Origin of the sequence: Actinomadura sp. HBU206391, from assembly GCF_014323665.1 — a bacterium.
In the GTDB taxonomy this organism is placed as follows: Bacteria; Actinomycetota; Actinomycetes; order Streptosporangiales; family Streptosporangiaceae; genus Actinomadura_C.
The window spans coordinates 1-15073 of record NZ_JABVEB010000135.1 but is presented as its reverse complement, the minus strand read 5'-3'; the positions used below and the strand labels follow the sequence as shown (position 1 = coordinate 15073).

The following is a 15073-nucleotide window of genomic DNA, read 5'->3' as shown; positions in this document are numbered from 1 at the left end:
CGCCGACGGCCCAGCGGAGCGACCGCGAGCTACGCGCTGACGCACGCCGCAATCGCGAGCGGGTCCTGCGGACCGCGCAGCGGCTGTTCGCGACGGAGGGCCTTGGCGTCTCGCTGGATGAGATCGCCCGCCGCGCGGGCGTTGGCCCCGGCACCGTCCACCGGCACTTCCCGGCCAAGGAAGCGCTGTATCTCGCCGTCGCGACCGATCAGCTGAAGCAACTGGTGGCGGAGGCGGAAGTGCTCGCCGCCACCGGCGATCCCGCAGCCCTGTTCACGCTGCTGTCCCGGATGATGGCCACCGGCGCCGAGAACGTGGCGGTGAAGAGCGCGCTGGTGGCCGCCGAGTTCGACCTGCGCACCGCCGCCCCGGATGTCGCGGCAGATCTCACGCGCCATGTCGCAGACCTGCTGAATCGCGCGCACGCGGCCGGCGCCGTGCGCGACGACCTCACCGTCGACGAGGTGATGGCACTGGTCGCCGGCGCCTTCGCCGCGATCCGCCACGCCGGCGCAGAGACCAGCCGCAAGCGCTCAGCACACATCGCCCAGCTCATCCTCGACGGGCTACGACCCCAGCCCCGGTAAGCAACGCACGCCACCGAACACCGGCGATCCACCGCTCGTCAGGTCACGAGGGCGGTGTCACGGGCAACCGGATCCGTCTTCGGGGTGAAGCGGAGGGCGAAGCCGCCCGATCTTGTCGGCGTTGCCCTCGGCGAACCAGACGGTCCTGTCGGCTCCCGCTGTGATGCCGAGTGGTTCGGTGGCCGGTGTGGGTATCGCGAACTCTGCGATCTCACCGGCGAGAGTGATCCGTCCGATACAGTTGGCGGCCCGCTCGGTGAACCACAGGTTGCCATCCGCGCCGACGGTGATGTCGAGGGGGAGCCGGCCCTCGGTGAGCTGAAACTCGGTGATCTCTCCGGTCGGTGTGATGCGCCCGATCCGGTCGACGGCCCGCTCGGTGAACCACAGGTTGCCGTCCGGACCGGTGACGATGCGATGCGGTTTGCGTTGCGGAGCCGGGAGCGTGAACTCGCTGATCTGCCCGGCGAGGGTGATGCGGCCGATCCGGTCGGCACCCGGTTCGGTGAACCACATGGCGCCGTCCGGGCCGGCCGTGATGTTGTGGGGCGCGCTGTCGGGGTTGGGCAGCGGGAACTCGGTGACCCTGCCCGCCGAGGTGATACGTCCGATCTTGTTGCCGGCCCCCTCGGCGAACCATAGATTCCCGTCCGGGCCGGCGGTGATGCCTTCTGGACGGCTGTCCGCGGTGGGTATCGGGAATTCGGTGATGTGGCCGGTGCCGGTGACGCGGCCGATCCGGTTACCGAGGAACTCGGTGAACCACATGGTGCCGTCCGGGCCAGCGGTGATGTCGAGCGGAGCGCTGTTCGCCGTCGGGATCGGGAATTCGGTGAGTTTGCCGCCAGGTGTCATGCGTCCGATCCGATTGCCCTTGAGTTCTGTGAACCACACCGTGCTGCCCGTGCCGGCGGCGACGAAGGTCGGGCCGGCCCCCGCCGTGACGGGAAACTCGGTCACGACCGCGACACCGTGCACGCCGGTGTCCGCCGGGGTGGTGAGGACGGCGGTCAGTGCGACGACGATGCCGGCTCCGGCCGCCACGCGCCGAAAGCGCCCACCGGATTTGCGGGTCGAGTATCTGATGCGCATGATCTCTTCTCCTATCGTTGGGCGCGGTTCTGAGGAGTCCCATGGCGAACCGGCCGGGCGCTTCACGTCCGGCGCAGAGGGGTCCACTGATCGATGGTGTTGCCTGACGCGGCGTCAGGTGCAAGCTCAGAACCCGACCATCGTTCGGGCTTGCACCTGACGCGACGTCAGGTATTAGCGTCGAACCGGGTGATCACATGGACGAACGATGCTGGAAAGTCGGCGACCTGGCTGCGGCGACGGGTCTCACCGTCCGTGCACTGCACCATTTCGACCAGATCGGACTGCTGCGGCCCGCGCAGCGCACACCGGCCGGGCATCGGGTGTACACGGCCGGCGATGTCCGGCGGCTGTACCGGGTCCTCGCATTGCGCCAGCTCCGGATGCCATTGAGTCAGATCGCCCAGTCGCTCGATGCTGACCTCGAGGATCTCGGCTCGGCGGTACGGGCCCAGCTCACGAACGTCGAACAGCACATCGAGGTGCAGCGCCACTTGCGCGCGCGGCTCATGGCCCTGCTCCAGGCCATCCAGCAGGCCACAGAGCCGTCCATAGACCAACTCATCGAAACGATGGAGGCAATGATGCAGGCGAACTACTTCACGCCCGAGCAACTGGCGCAGGCGAAACAACGACACCAGGAGCCCGGCTTCCCGGAGAAGTTCGCCGAGTGGCAGCGACGGGGAACGGAGATCGCCGACGAGATCGGTGCGCACATCGAACGCGGAACAGACCCGGCGGATCCCGCCGTGCAGGAGCTGGCCCAGCGGTGGACCGGGGTGATGAGGGACATGGCCGGCGGGGACAGGTCCATGATCTCGTCGATCTACGCCAAGATCGAAGGGAAGGGGCCTGAGGCCGCGACCCGCGGCGTGCTGACCGCACAGGTCTGGGACTACTTGAAGCGGGCGTTCGCGGTAGGGTTCGGTGCCCGACCATGACGCTGGCCTACGAGCCGGCGCAATGTGGCATCACGCCAGGCCCGCCGACGCGACGGAGGAGTACCGCCTCGTCCAGCAGGATCGAGGTTTGTGGCGGGTTGGGTCTCGTCAGCGCCGCCTGCCGGGCCATCGATCATTACCGCATCTTCATCGACCTGGCCCCGGTCTACGCGCCATAGCCGAACGTCGCTGCGCCGTCGCTCCCGCTCGAAGACGTGCGCGGAGCGCTGGACCGATATGACCTGGGTGGTGCAGCGTGTTCGTCATGCACAGCACTCCGCCGGTCCGCGCCCATGCCGCCCCCGACGCCGTACCGCGACCCCCGTGGTATGCGCGGCCGGCGGCCCGAACCTGGACCTGTGCGCCCGCCCCGCGCGAGGTGCGGGACTTCCACGCCACCTTGCCGGGTTTCGCGCCGACCCCGCTGACCGAGGTGCCCGCGCTCGCGGCGGAACTCGGGGTGGGTCGTGTCTTCGTCAAGGACGAGTCCGCCCGCCTCGGCCTGCCCGCCTTCAAGGTCCTCGGCGCCGCTTGGGCGATCCACCGGGCGCTGTCGGAACATGTCGGCGGTACGGCTCCCGAGACGCTGGACGAACTGCGTGAGCGACTCGCGACCCGCCCCCCGGTGCGGCTCGTCACCGCCACCGACGGCAACCACGGCCGTGCGGTCGCGCACATCGCGCGCCTGCTCGGGCTGCCGGCCGGAATCTTCGTCGCCGGCGGCGTGCACCCGGCGGCCGTCGGCGCCATCGCCGCCGAAGGCGCCGAGGTGACCCGGGTCCCCGGGAGCTACGACGACACGGTGCGCCGGGCGCGCCTGGCGGCCGAGCAGCCGTCGTCGGTCTTGCTCCAGGACACCGCCTGGCCGGGCTATGAGGAGGTGCCCGGCTGGATCGTCGCGGGATACTCCACCCTGTTCGCGGAGATCGACGAGCAACTGGACGCCTCAGGCGCGGAAGCGGCCGGTCTGGTCGCCGTCCCGGTGGGCGTGGGATCGCTCGCCCAGGCGGCCGTCGCGCACTACCGCAGCCGCCCCGCCCGCCGGCCGCCTTCCCTGCTGGCCGTGGAGCCCGATGTCGCGGCGTGCGTGCTGGCGAGTCTCACCGAAGGCCGCCCGCGTACGGTGAACACCGGCACCACGATCATGGCCGGGCTCAACTGCGGCACACCGTCCAGCCTGGCCTGGCCGTATCTGCGCGATGGCCTGGACGCGGCGGTCGCCGTCACCGACGCGGAAAGTGCCCGGGCGGCAGGCGACCTGGGCGCGTTCGGCGTCTCCTCCGGCCCGTGCGGGGCGGCATCGCTGGCCGGTCTGCGCTGGGCCCTCACCGGGGCGGACGGAGCCGCGCGCCGTGAGTCCCTGGCCGTGGGCGGCGCCGACACCGTCGTGCTGCTGAGCACCGAGGGCACCGCCGCCAACCAGCACTGAAGTCAGCGGCGCGGCAGGCAGTCCCGCTCAGCGGCGGGGCTGCCCACCGGCCGCCCGACCAAGAAGAGAGCCATGGCCATCGACAAGCTCGACCCGGTCCGACTCCTTGCGGACCTCATCTCCATCGACTCCGTCAATCCAGATCTCGTACCCGGCGGAGCGGGCGAGGCCGTCATCGCCGGTTTCTGCGGTGACTGGCTCGCCGCCCGCGGATTCGAGGTGCACCGGCTGGAGAGGCGGCCAGGACGCCCGTCGGTCGTCGCCGTCGCCCGTGGCACCGGCGGCGGCCGCTCGCTGATGCTCAACGGCCATCTCGACACCGTCAGCCGCGCCGGCTACGACGGCGACCCGCTCGGCCCGCGGATTCACGACGGCAAGATCTTCGGCCGTGGCGCCTTCGACATGAAAAGCGGCATCGCGGCCATGATGACCGCCACCGCCCGCGCCAGAGAGCGGGGGCCGCTGCGCGGCGACGTTCTCGTCGCCTGCGTCGCCGACGAGGAACACGCCAGTTTCGGCACCGAGGAGGTGCTGGAGTCCTTCACCGCCGACGCGGCCATCGTCACCGAGCCGAGCCATCTCGAAGTGACCCTCGCGCACAAGGGCTTCGCATGGTTCGAGGTCGTCATCGAAGGCCGCGCGGCCCACGGCTCACGGCCCGAGCTCGGCATCGACGCCATAGCCAAGGCCGGTCATTTCCTCGTCGCCCTCGAAACGTGGGGCCACCGCCTCGCCCAGGCCTCACCGCACCCGCTCCTCGGCGCCGGCACCGTGCACGCCTCGGTCATCCACGGCGGGGAGGAACCCTCCACCTACCCGGCGCGCTGCCGCATCACGATCGAGCGCCGCACCGTGCCCGGCGAGAGTGCCGAGGACGTCCAGGTGGAACTGACCGCCATCCTCGATGACCTCACCGACACCGTCCCCGACTTCCACTACCGACTGCACCGCGGCCTGCACCGCGAGCCCTTCGAAGCCGACCGTCAGGCGCCCATCGTGCACACGCTGCTGCGTCACGCCGAGTCGGCGCTCGGACGCCCGCCGGTCATCCGAGCAGAACCCTTCTGGACCGACTGTGCCCTCCTGGACGCGGCCGGAATCCCCTGCCTGCTCTTCGGCGTCGACGGGGGAGGAGCCCACGCCGCCACCGAGTGGGCGGACATCGCCGCCCTGCACCGGCTCACCGACGTCCTGACCGACACCATCTCGGATTTCTGCGCCTGAGCGGCCGGCGGATGAGCCGGTCAGCCGGTGGGATCGACATCAGGGCTTGAGCAGCACTCCGCCGAACTCCATGGAGTCCTTGAAAGCCTCGTTCTGGGCCCGCACCCCGATGAAGGGCAGCAACGGAGCGTCGACCGGGGGCAACGGCGGTTGCGTGGGGTCGGGTCGCCAGTCATCGACGTCGATCAGCCCGGGCTCCACCGGCTCGAGGTCCGGTAGGAGTGCGCTGACCTCTTCCGTCGTGCGCGTCTTCCATTTCATGCCGAGGCCGGTGGCCACTCCGGTGGCGATGGCCGCCTGTTCCGGTGCCACTGTCGCGGCCTGGGAGAACGCCAGGTAACTGCCCGGGCAGATCGCGTCCGCCAAAGTAGCGAGCATATCGCGCAATGTCACATCGTCCGGAATGGAGTGCCCGACGGACAGGCATAGCACGGCGACCGGCTTGGAGAGGTCGATGAGCTGGCGCACCTGCTCATTCGCCAGGATCTCCGATGTCTCGGTGATGTCGGCCATGATGACCTTGGTCTGGTCATTCTCGGCCAGCAATGCCCGGCCATGCGTCAACACGACGGGGTCGTTGTCGACATAGACGACATGCGCGTCCGGTTGGAATTCCTGGGCGACGTGATGCACGTTCTGTTGCGTCGGCAATCCGCTGCCCAGGTCGAGGAACTGGCGAATGCCGGCGTCTCGGGCCAGGAACCTTACCGCGCGATAGAGGAAGAGCCGATTCTGCCGCGCGATGTCGAGACCGCCTGGGAGTCGGCGGTTCACCTCCAGCACGGCTTCGCGGTCGACCGCGTAGTTGTCCTTACCGCCGAGCGAATAATCGTACATTCGGGCCGGAGTGGGCACGTCATTCGCAATGTTGCGGGAGGGTGGGCCCTTGGGCGCGGTCACCGGACCAACTCCAAATCAGCACGAGATCAACCGGCCCCCACCATAGTCCAGAACTCGCCGGTGTGCTTATTGACTCGGCAACGTTGCGGGAGCCCCTCCGCCGTTTAACGTCCAGTGATCAACGCCTTACGCGTGCCCAGCCGGGAGGCCGCTTTGTTCCCGCCGACCGAAACCGCCCGTTCCCGAAGTCGTTCGACGACGTCTTCTTCGCCACTTGGGGGAGCTGGCCGTCCAGGTCCGGATCAGGGCACCAGGACGACCTTCCCGGTGATGTCGCCGGATTCGGCGTGTCGCAACGCGTCCGCGGCCTCGGCCAGCGGGAACGTGGCGGCGACCTGCGCGGTGATCTCGCCCTTGGCCAGCATCGCGAACACCTGCCCGAGATCCTCCCGAAGCTCGGCCCGGTAACGCTCCGGGCGGCGCCCCTTGCCGGCCCAGAGATCGAAGAACATGGCGAGCCGGCCGTTCGGCAGCAGGTTCCACACCGTCAGCCGGGCCAGCAGCCTGAGCACCGGCAGGCGCGGATCTCCCGGCGCGTCGCTGGTCGCGGCCGTGCCGTAGCAGACGAGGCTCCCGCCGCGTGCCAGCATCCGCCACGAGTCGACGATGCCTGGACCGCCGACGTGGTCGAACACGGCCGCCACACCTTCGGGGGCGAGTTCGAGGACCTTGGCCAGTACGTCGTCGCGGTGGTCGATCGGGACGGCGCCGAGCCGGCGGACCGCGTCGTGGTGGCGGGCCGAGGCGGTGCCGATCACCTGGATCCCGGCGTGCCTGGCCAGCTGGACCAGGGTCGAGCCCACCCCACCGTTCGCGCCGAGCACGACGATCACCTGACCCCGCCGTACCTTGGCCGCCCGGTGCAGCAGCCGCCAGGCGGTCACCCCGTCGGCCACCAGCGTCTCGGCCTCCGCGGGTTCGACGCCGTCGGGCAGCGGCACCAGATCCGCGGCGTCGAGCAGCACCCGGTCGGCCCAGGCGCCCGTCCTGGTCAGCGCGGCGACCTGCCGGCCCACCTGCAGGCGATCGTCTGCAGACGCCTCCGCACCGAGCGCCTCCACCACGCCGACCAGGTCATGTCCGGGCACGAACGGGAAGGCGGGCCGGCCGAGGTAGCCGTCCCGGCGCATCTGCTGTTCGGCGAACGACACCCCGCTCGCCTCCACCCGGACCAGCGCCTGGCCCGCCGTCGGGGCGGGCAGGTCGCGGACGCGCACCTGCAACACGTCCGGCTCCCCGACGCCCGGCAACACGATCTCGGTCGCACGCACAGCACCCGGCTCCTTAGAAGATGACGTTGTCGGTAGAAGCTATAGCGACACGCCACCACACCGCCGGATCGGGGTCCGCGACCTGGGACCGGAGTGCCTTCCGGCGTACGCGACCGGCCAGGAGATCGCCCGGCCGCTCGAGTACGGGCGCCCTGGGCGCATCAGTCGCCGGTGAGAACGTCCGGAACGGGCACCGCCAGGTGCCGCAACAGTGCCGCGACCTTCCGGTCCAGTTCGATCCCCACCTCGGTGATCCGCGGATCACCGAGGCTGCGGAACTGCGCGCTGGGCTGGTCCATGGACAGGCGGGTGACACCGTCGGCCCCTTCGACGATGACGGTGCGCAGTGGCGCGTAGAGCAGGGCCGAGGGGTTGTGCCGGAACATGCGTTCGGCGATGGTGTGATTGCCCATCAGGTACTCCACGCACCGGAAGCGGTCGCCCGCCAGCCGCATCATCGGGTACGCCTCGTACCTCCAATAGATCATGAAGTCATGAGGGGCGGACTCCCAGGCGAGGTCGAGGACCTCCTGCCAGCCGGCGTCGCGCGCCACGAGCTCGCCGAAACGCTCCGCCGGATAGTCCGGGACCGACTGTTCGTAGTCGGCGCGGAAGTCATCGAACGGCGTCCCGGCCTCGACGGTGAACCGGACGGACCTGTAGGTCTCACAGGTGGTGCGATGTTCGTCCACGGTGGTGCTCCTCGTCGGCTGCCGGCCCGGCGCCCCCGAACGGCACCCATGCCGGGCCCTGAGCCCAGGGCGTCCAGGCGTTGATACCCAGGCCACCGCACGGGCCGACGGCAGAGGTGAGACGACCGCGTGAACGCGGGCCCGTACGGCCGGCGAGCCTGATCGGCAGGCCGCCCGGGCCAGGCCGACTCATACCGGTGCGGGCGACCGTTCCTCCGTCCGCTCTTCGGCGAGGCCGAGGTTCACGGGCAGCGACAGCGGGCCGTAGGTGATGAAGGACGGAGAGTACGGAATCCGGTCCGCGTCGATGGCGAGCCGCAGCCGTGGCAGCCGGGTGAACAGTGCGGAGAGCGCGATACGGCCCTCGAGGCGGGCGAGTGACGCCCCGATGCAGAAATGCGGGCCGTGGCCGAACGACAGGTGCCCTTTCTGTTCGCGGGTGATGTCGAACCGGTCGGCGGTCTCACCGTACTGATCGGTGTCCGTCCCGGCCCCTCCGTAGCACGACAGCAGCGCCTCACCGGCGGGGACGCGCACCCCGGCGAGCGTCACGTCCGTCACCGTGTACCTGAACGGAGCGGTGATCACGGATGGGTGATTGCGGAGGGTCTCCTCCACCACCTGCGGCCAGAGGTCCCCCGACACGGCCAAGGCGCGCTGCTCGGGGTGGGTGCACAGGGACACGATGGCGTGTCCGAGCATGCGCACGGTGGTCTCGTGCCCGGCCATGAGGATCAGAAAGAGATTGGTCACCAGTTCGGTGCTGGACAGGCGGTCGCCCTCGTCATGCGCACGGACCAGCCCGGTCGTGAGGTCCTCACCCGGGTCGCGGCGCTTGCGTTCCACGAGTTCGGTCAGATAGCCGAACATCTCGCCCTGGGCCGCCTGCGTCTGTTCACCTGTACTCGTCGGCGTGATCAGTGTGTTGGTCCAGGTCCGGAGCGGGGACCGCTCCGGCTCGGGGATGCCGTACAGCTCACAGATCACCGACATGGGCAATGGCTCGGTGAAGGCGGACGCCAGGTCCACCCCGTCGCCGGTCGCCACCACGTCATCGAGCAGCTCCGCCGTCATCTCCTCGATGCGCGGAGCCAGTGCCTCGACCCGCGCTGCGGTGAACGCCCGGCCGATCAGGCTCCGCAGCCGCCGATGGTCGGCACCGTCGAGGACCTGCAGGTGGTCGCCTTCGATCAGGGCGCGCAGCGGCCAGTCCGGAGGGATGGTCCCGTCGTGCAGGGCCACCCAGTGCTTGGGGTTCATGCTGACGAGTTCGTTGTCGTGGCCGAGCATTTCGGCGAGCGCGGCATAGTTGGTCACCGCCCAGACCTTGACGTCGCCGGGGAACTCGAGCGGGACGACCGGGCCGATCTCCCGAAGCCGGGCGAGGGTGCGCGGGACGGGCTCTCCAGGGACAGGGAACTGAGAGGGGGAACCGAGCACGAAGCGCCTCCGAAGGGTAAGAACGCTCGGAACCCGATTAGATCATTTCGCGCGTCCCGCAGCCATCGCCGGATCATGGCGACGGCGCCGACGGCGTTCATTTCTCGCTCCTAGGGAAACGGGTATCGGCTCGCGGACGTCGAACGCACGACGCGAGGGGAGCTGAGCCGGCATGCGAGACGGCGACGGGCGGAATCGCGTCACCCGGTCCGGCCCCTCGGAATGGTCGTCAAGCCTGTCCTGGGTGGCGGTGTCGCTCGTCGCGGTCGCCCTGACGGGTGTCCCGGCGACCGTGCTGACCCTCTGGGCGGCCGAGGCGGTCGCGCCGACCTACCGTCAGCACGCGGTGGTGTCCCGGCACGATCGCGTCGATCCGGACGGGAACGGTGTCGCCGGTTGGTATCACGTGGAGGCCCGTGTGGCGAACGGCCGCACGCTCGACATCACGCCGTGGGACGGGAACGCGGCGGACGGCGAGCCCGGCGAGCCGGTGGTCGTGCACCGGTCCTCCCTCACCGACCGCGTGACGGGTGTGCGGACCGTGGGCGAGTACGTCGGGCTCCGGCATTTCCGGCCATTCGTTGACGTGCTCGTCGTCTGGCTGACGATCCTCGCCTCGACGGTCGGAGCGCTCCTGCTCCGCGGATGCCTGGCCGCGGTCGGCCCGCCCATCGTGCCACGTGGCATGGCGGTGACCACATTGGTGATCGGGTGCGTCGTGGTGGTGGTGCTCGCCGTGACACTCGTGTCGCGCGGCCCCGAGATCTCCGCCACCGATCCGCGGCCCCGGCGCTCTGCCGGAGGACACCGTGTGGTGGCCGGCGCCCGCCGAGATCGGCGGGATCGGCGAGGTCGTCGAGACCGACGACGACGTCACCGTCCAGGTGACCGGGCCGCCGGGGACGACGCCGCCGCCGGCGGGAGCACCCGGCTGGCTCGGCGAGTTCGAGGTGGTGACGCTCCCCGTCCGGACCGTCTTCCGAGGCGACGCCCGCCGGTCCGACGGCACCGCCCGGGTGCGGCTGATCGGCATCGGGCAAGGGCACGCTCGGCTCGTGACCGTACCGCCCTGCGCCGCGGTGCTGGAGCCGTTCCGCGACACCGCCCGGGCCACGTCACCGGCCGCCGCCGGCCCGCTCTGCTTCGCCGTCCCGCCCGGATTCCGGCCGCACTATCTCGCCCTGACCGCGAACGCCACGGGACCGGCCGCGGTCATCGACCTCCGGCTGGTGGCGGAACTCGCGGCGCGTTCCGGTGAGTGCACGCGCTGAGTCGATGTCAGTGGCGTGTCGGCATGATTCGCGGGCGGTGCCGGGCTAAGGCGTTGACTACGGCCGGTCTCGACGTGAGATGAGCCAGGTAGGGGGCCCTAAGGCCCGTCTTCCGGTTCGGCGGGGGTGACGTCGTGTCTCTTGAGCAGCTCTTTCGTCTTCTTGCGGTACTCCTGGTACGCGCGGTCGTAGGCTCCGGCCGGCAGGGACCAGTGGCCGTCCTGAGGATCGCCGAGTTTGCGGAACCCCGGGAGCAGTGCCTCGCTCCAGCCGAACAGGCCGTGGCCCTTCATCCGCTTCCGGTACAGCTCCTGGCCGGCCTCGGTATGCCAGTAGCGATCGGCCTGCGCGTCCGCGCCGATCAGGCCCGCGGCGATCAGACGGGGAACCGCACGGACGAGCTCGTCCTCCTCCAGGGAGGCGTGCCTGATGCCTTCGGACTTCGAGATGATCTGGGCGAGGGTGTAGCCGTCGTCAAGACCGGTGCCTTCGATGGAGGCGAAGACCCAGGCGTCCGTTGTATCCCATCGCGCGGACATGAGCGCCACGGTACATGGCAGCCGTTTCGGTGGCCGCCGAATGGTGTCGCGCCGGGCCGCGCGGCCGGCGCCGCCGGCCGCCGGGTGAGCAGGCCGGACGCGTGCAGGGTTCATGTCCAAGCCGATTGACTGACAGGAAACGCCCCGTATCCGGCCAAGTGGGCGCATACTGGTAATGATGAAACGACCCCGCGCTACGACCCGCCGCCAGTTGCCTGGCAGTCCCTTCAACGTCCCCTCTGTCGCGCCGACGATCGAGACGTTCGCTCTGGACGATCGGGTGACCCACGACAAGTACGGCCTCGGCCGGGTCATCGGTGTCGAGGACGAGGTCGCCGTGCTGGTCGATTTCGGTCAGCGGACCGAGCGAATCACGTCGCCCTACCACAAGCTGTACAAGCTCTGAGTTCGTCGGCGGCCCTCGGCCGGTGGCGGTCCCGCGCCGGCTGACCCGCCGTGCCGCCCGCCACCAGGCGGGGCTCTATACGCAGATCACCTTGGTCCGTTGACGTCGCCGCGGATCTCGTCGGCGATCTCGTGGATCTTCTGTTCGGTCTCTTGCAGCCTGGCCTCGGCCTTGGCGGTCCGCTCCGCGGCCCGGCGTTCCCGCCACGTCGGCTTGTGAGTGCTCATCTTCGTTCGCCTCGACCGGTTGAACAGGCCCATGACCGTCGCTCCTTTGACATCGCCTGGTATCGCCGCATGGTGTAGCGCCCAGTAGGTCCCCTTAATCGGCGGGTTCATGCCGATATGCGGAATGAGCTGGAAACTCCCGTGACTGCTGATGCGGTTCGGTCGACCGGCCGAGTCCGAGACGTCGCCTGCCCCGGCCCCGTGACTCGGAGTTCCGTGCCGGGGATCGTACGTCCGGACCTCCTGCAGGTGCTAGGAGATCGATGGGCATCCCGCGGTGACTGCCATGGAATATAGGCATTGGAACCGGATTATGCGAGGGTATGGCCAGGCCGCCGACGAGTCGCTCGGAGGCGGGTGATGGTGATCGCCGTGATCAATCCACCGGCGCCGTCGTGGAGGTCCCGACCCCGTCGGTGCAGTGAGGCAGTGAAGGAGGCCGTGTTGTCAAAGCGCCTTGGGCCGGTGACGTTCGTGCGAAACGTGCCGGGGAAGGCCGGATTCGACGCCCCGTGATCGGATGATCCCCTCCACGAAGCCGGCCGGCCGTGAGCGTGCCGCGCGCGGCCATGGCCGGACGAGAGGCAGCCTGCCCTGGGTGCTCGTCCTGCCCGCCGTCGTCGGCCTGGTGTTCCTGGTGCTGCCGCTGGCCGGGCTGCTGGTGCGCGCTCCCTGGTCGACCTTGGCTCAGCGGCTGACCGAGCCGCAGGTGCGCGAGGCGCTGCGGTTGTCGCTCGTGACCGCCACCGCCGCCATGCTGCTGTGCCTGCTGTTCGGCGTGCCCCTGGCGTGGCTGCTGGCGCGGTTGTCCTTTCCCGGCAGACGCCTGGTGCGGGCGCTGGTCACCGTCCCGTTGGTGCTGCCCCCGGTGGTGGGCGGCGTCGCGTTGCTGCTGGTGTTCGGCCGCCGTGGTCTGATCGGCCAGTGGCTGGAGGCGGCCTTCGGGATCTCGCTGCCCTTCACCACCGCCGGCGTAGTGGTGGCCGAGGCGTTCGTGGCGATGCCGTTCCTGGTGATCAGCGTCGAGGGCGCGCTGCGCGCGTCCGACCTGCGGTTCGAGGAGGCCGCCGCCACCCTGGGCGCCTCCCGCTGGATTGTCTTCCGCCGCGTCACGCTGCCCATGATCGCCCCGGGCGTCGTGGCCGGAGCCGTGCTGTGCTGGGCCCGCGCGCTGGGCGAGTTCGGCGCCACCATCACCTTCGCCGGCAACTTCCCCGGCCGGACCCAGACCATGCCGCTGGCCGTCTACCTCGCTCTGGAGATCGAGCCCGAGGCCGCGATCGTGCTCAGCCTCGTCCTGCTCGTCGTCTCGGTCCTCATCCTGGTCGGCCTACGGGACCGGTGGATCAGCAGCCCATGACCCTGCGCGCCCACCTCATCGTCGAGCGCCCTCGATTCCGGCTGGAGATCGACCTCACCGTCGCCGCCGGCGAGGTCGTCGCTCTGCTGGGCCCCAACGGCGCGGGCAAGACGACCGCGCTGCGCGCCCTCGCCGGGCTCACCGCCCTGTCCGACGGCCGCATCGACCTGGACGGGCGGCCGCTGCACACCCTGCCGACCGAACACCGTCCGATCGGCATGGTCTTCCAGGAATACCTGCTCTTTCCGCACCTGTCGGCCCTGGACAACATCGCCTTCGGCCCTCGCTGTCATGGTGCCGCCAAGTCCGCGGCGCGCCGCGCCGCGGCCGCCTGGCTGGAGCGGGTCGGCCTGACCGAGCATGCCGGCGCCAAGCCCCGGCGGCTGTCGGGCGGGCAGGCGCAGCGCGTCGCCCTGGCCCGGGCCCTCGCCGTAGAGCCTCGTGTGCTGTTGCTCGACGAGCCGCTGGCCGCACTGGACGCCCACACCCGGCTGCAGATCCGTTCGCAGCTACGCCGGCACCTGGCGGATTTCGAAGGCGCCACCGTCCTGGTCACCCACGACCCGCTGGACGCCATGGTCCTGGCCGACCGGCTGGTGGTCCTGGAACACGGCCGGATCGTGCAGCAGGGCACGCCGGCCGAGGTCGCCCGCCATCCGCGGACCGACTATGTCGCCCGTCTGGTCGGCCTCAACCTGTATCGGGGGACCGCCGCCGATCGGCAGGTCATGGTCGGAGACATCCGGTTCAACGTCGCCGAGCATCTCGACGGGCCGGCGTTCGTCGCCTTCCCGCCCGCCGCCGTCGCCCTCTACCGCACCCGTCCGGACGGCAGCCCGCGCAACCTGTGGCAGGCCACGATCGAGGGCATCGAACGGCACGGCGACAACGTCCGCATCCATCTCGGTGGGCCGATCGTCGTCTCGGCCGACGTCACACCGGCCGCCGTCGCCGACCTCGACCTGACCCCCGGCCGACAGGTCTGGGCCGCGGTCAAGGCCACAGAGACCCACGCCTATCCCGAATGAGTCCCTCGGCCGCCGGATGGCGGTCGAAGCGGCCAGAACCCCGAATGGGACGACCCCGTGGCTGACCACCGCGGCCGAGTCGGTCGCCACCGCCGTCTCCCTCCACCTTTCGCGGCACCGATGTCACCCGCACCGGATACGGCTGCGCGAAGATGGTCGTCATGTTGCCGCCGCACTGCTACGTCTGCGGTCTCGATCTCCGCGACGTCCCTGATGGCCAGGATCTGTCGTCGACCTTCACCCTCGTCCACTTCGCTCTGAGCCGGGAGGCGGAGGCCGCACAGGAGGCACGGGCCAGAGCCGGCTGGGTGGGCCACCTGGAGAATGCCGTGTGGTTCTGCAACGGGCACGTCGAACTCGCTCAGGCCCTGGCGCACCTGCACTGGCTGGAGGCCAAGGCCCTGATCGACGCCGAACTTCCGCAGCGACCCTGACGCCTACGGTCGGTACGGCCGACGATCCCGTGGCCGGTCGCTCGCGGGACATGCGCACCGGCCCTCGGGGGCGGCGGTTCACCTATGCCATCGCCGTCAGTCGTGGGCTTGGATCCATTTGAGGACTTTGTCGCGGATTCCGGTGTTGTCGAGGAAGGCGTTGCCGTGGGCGCTGCCTGAGACGACGCCGGTGTAGCAGGAGACCTTTTTGGTCTTGAGTGCGGTGCAGAGC

Annotated in this window: 17 protein-coding genes; 9 read left to right on the top strand and 8 right to left on the bottom strand. The window is 69.9% G+C overall.

What is annotated here, in order from left to right; genetic code table 11:
- The coding region (locus tag HKK72_RS27135; RefSeq protein WP_187237265.1) for a TetR/AcrR family transcriptional regulator at positions 1-587 on the top strand (587 nt) is incomplete at its 5' end.
- 57 nt (positions 588-644) lie between these two features.
- Here the strand turns inward: HKK72_RS27135 and HKK72_RS27130 are convergent.
- A complete protein-coding gene (locus HKK72_RS27130) occupies positions 645-1679 on the bottom strand; it encodes a virginiamycin B lyase (RefSeq protein ID WP_222721176.1) in 1035 nt (344 codons plus the stop codon).
- 197 nt (positions 1680-1876) lie between these two features.
- Here HKK72_RS27130 and HKK72_RS27125 point away from each other — a divergent pair, with 197 nt between their 5' ends.
- Positions 1877-2620, top strand: a complete 744-nt coding sequence (locus HKK72_RS27125) for a MerR family transcriptional regulator (protein WP_187237264.1) — start codon at positions 1877-1879, stop codon at positions 2618-2620.
- Positions 2621-2627: 7 nt separating this feature from the next.
- Here HKK72_RS27125 and HKK72_RS40090 read toward each other — a convergent pair whose 3' ends face one another.
- Positions 2628-2750, bottom strand: a complete 123-nt coding sequence (locus tag HKK72_RS40090) for a Scr1 family TA system antitoxin-like transcriptional regulator (RefSeq protein WP_222721175.1) — start codon at positions 2748-2750, stop codon at positions 2628-2630.
- 135 nt (positions 2751-2885) lie between these two features.
- On the opposite strand from HKK72_RS40090, the gene HKK72_RS27120 reads away from it, so the two are divergent.
- Complete coding sequence (locus tag HKK72_RS27120) at positions 2886-4049, top strand: diaminopropionate ammonia-lyase (RefSeq protein WP_187237263.1); 1164 nt, start codon at positions 2886-2888, stop codon at positions 4047-4049.
- Between the two features lie 72 nt (positions 4050-4121).
- Entirely contained in the window at positions 4122-5273 is a 1152-nt protein-coding gene (locus tag HKK72_RS27115) for an ArgE/DapE family deacylase (RefSeq protein ID WP_187237262.1), read from the top strand.
- 39 nt (positions 5274-5312) lie between these two features.
- Here HKK72_RS27115 and HKK72_RS27110 read toward each other — a convergent pair whose 3' ends face one another.
- The 4 genes from HKK72_RS27110 to HKK72_RS42365 all read right to left on the bottom strand — a co-directional run bounded on the left by HKK72_RS27110 (position 5313) and on the right by HKK72_RS42365 (position 9576).
- Positions 5313-6173 (bottom strand): SAM-dependent methyltransferase, encoded by an 861-nt coding sequence (locus HKK72_RS27110; RefSeq protein WP_315987463.1) that lies wholly within the window; start codon positions 6171-6173, stop codon positions 5313-5315.
- A gap of 242 nt (positions 6174-6415) precedes the next feature.
- Entirely contained in the window at positions 6416-7444 is a 1029-nt protein-coding gene (locus HKK72_RS27105) for a medium chain dehydrogenase/reductase family protein (protein ID WP_187237261.1), read from the bottom strand.
- Between the two features lie 161 nt (positions 7445-7605).
- Positions 7606-8136: a DUF302 domain-containing protein gene (locus HKK72_RS42370; protein WP_187237260.1), complete on the bottom strand. Its 531-nt coding sequence runs from the start codon at positions 8134-8136 to the stop codon at positions 7606-7608.
- A gap of 189 nt (positions 8137-8325) precedes the next feature.
- Positions 8326-9576: a cytochrome P450 family protein gene (locus tag HKK72_RS42365; RefSeq protein WP_187237259.1), complete on the bottom strand. Its 1251-nt coding sequence runs from the start codon at positions 9574-9576 to the stop codon at positions 8326-8328.
- Positions 9577-10385: 809 nt separating this feature from the next.
- On the opposite strand from HKK72_RS42365, the gene HKK72_RS27090 reads away from it, so the two are divergent.
- Entirely contained in the window at positions 10386-10847 is a 462-nt protein-coding gene (locus tag HKK72_RS27090; RefSeq protein ID WP_187237258.1) for a hypothetical protein, read from the top strand.
- A gap of 98 nt (positions 10848-10945) precedes the next feature.
- Here the strand turns inward: HKK72_RS27090 and HKK72_RS27085 are convergent, their stop codons facing one another.
- On the bottom strand, positions 10946-11386 hold the full coding sequence (locus tag HKK72_RS27085) for a hypothetical protein (RefSeq protein WP_187237257.1): 441 nt from the start codon (positions 11384-11386) through the stop codon (positions 10946-10948).
- Between the two features lie 178 nt (positions 11387-11564).
- On the opposite strand from HKK72_RS27085, the gene HKK72_RS27080 reads away from it, so the two are divergent.
- Positions 11565-11792 carry a hypothetical protein gene (locus tag HKK72_RS27080; protein WP_187237266.1) on the top strand — a complete coding sequence of 76 codons (228 nt, stop codon included), beginning with the start codon at positions 11565-11567 and terminating at the stop codon, positions 11790-11792.
- Positions 11793-11878: 86 nt separating this feature from the next.
- Here the strand turns inward: HKK72_RS27080 and HKK72_RS27075 are convergent, their stop codons facing one another.
- On the bottom strand, positions 11879-12019 hold the full coding sequence (locus tag HKK72_RS27075; RefSeq protein WP_187237269.1) for a hypothetical protein: 141 nt from the start codon (positions 12017-12019) through the stop codon (positions 11879-11881).
- 520 nt (positions 12020-12539) lie between these two features.
- On the opposite strand from HKK72_RS27075, the gene HKK72_RS27070 reads away from it, so the two are divergent.
- From HKK72_RS27070 to HKK72_RS27060, 3 genes are all read left to right on the top strand, one after another.
- Positions 12540-13379: an ABC transporter permease gene (locus HKK72_RS27070; RefSeq protein ID WP_187237256.1), complete on the top strand. Its 840-nt coding sequence runs from the start codon at positions 12540-12542 to the stop codon at positions 13377-13379.
- Positions 13376-14407, top strand: a complete 1032-nt coding sequence (locus HKK72_RS27065; protein ID WP_187237255.1) for an ABC transporter ATP-binding protein — start codon at positions 13376-13378, stop codon at positions 14405-14407. Before HKK72_RS27070 ends, HKK72_RS27065 begins: the two co-directional genes overlap by 4 nt.
- A 161-nt stretch (positions 14408-14568) precedes the next feature.
- Complete coding sequence (locus HKK72_RS27060; protein ID WP_187237254.1) at positions 14569-14841, top strand: hypothetical protein; 273 nt, start codon at positions 14569-14571, stop codon at positions 14839-14841.
- Positions 14842-15073 lie beyond the last annotated feature (232 nt).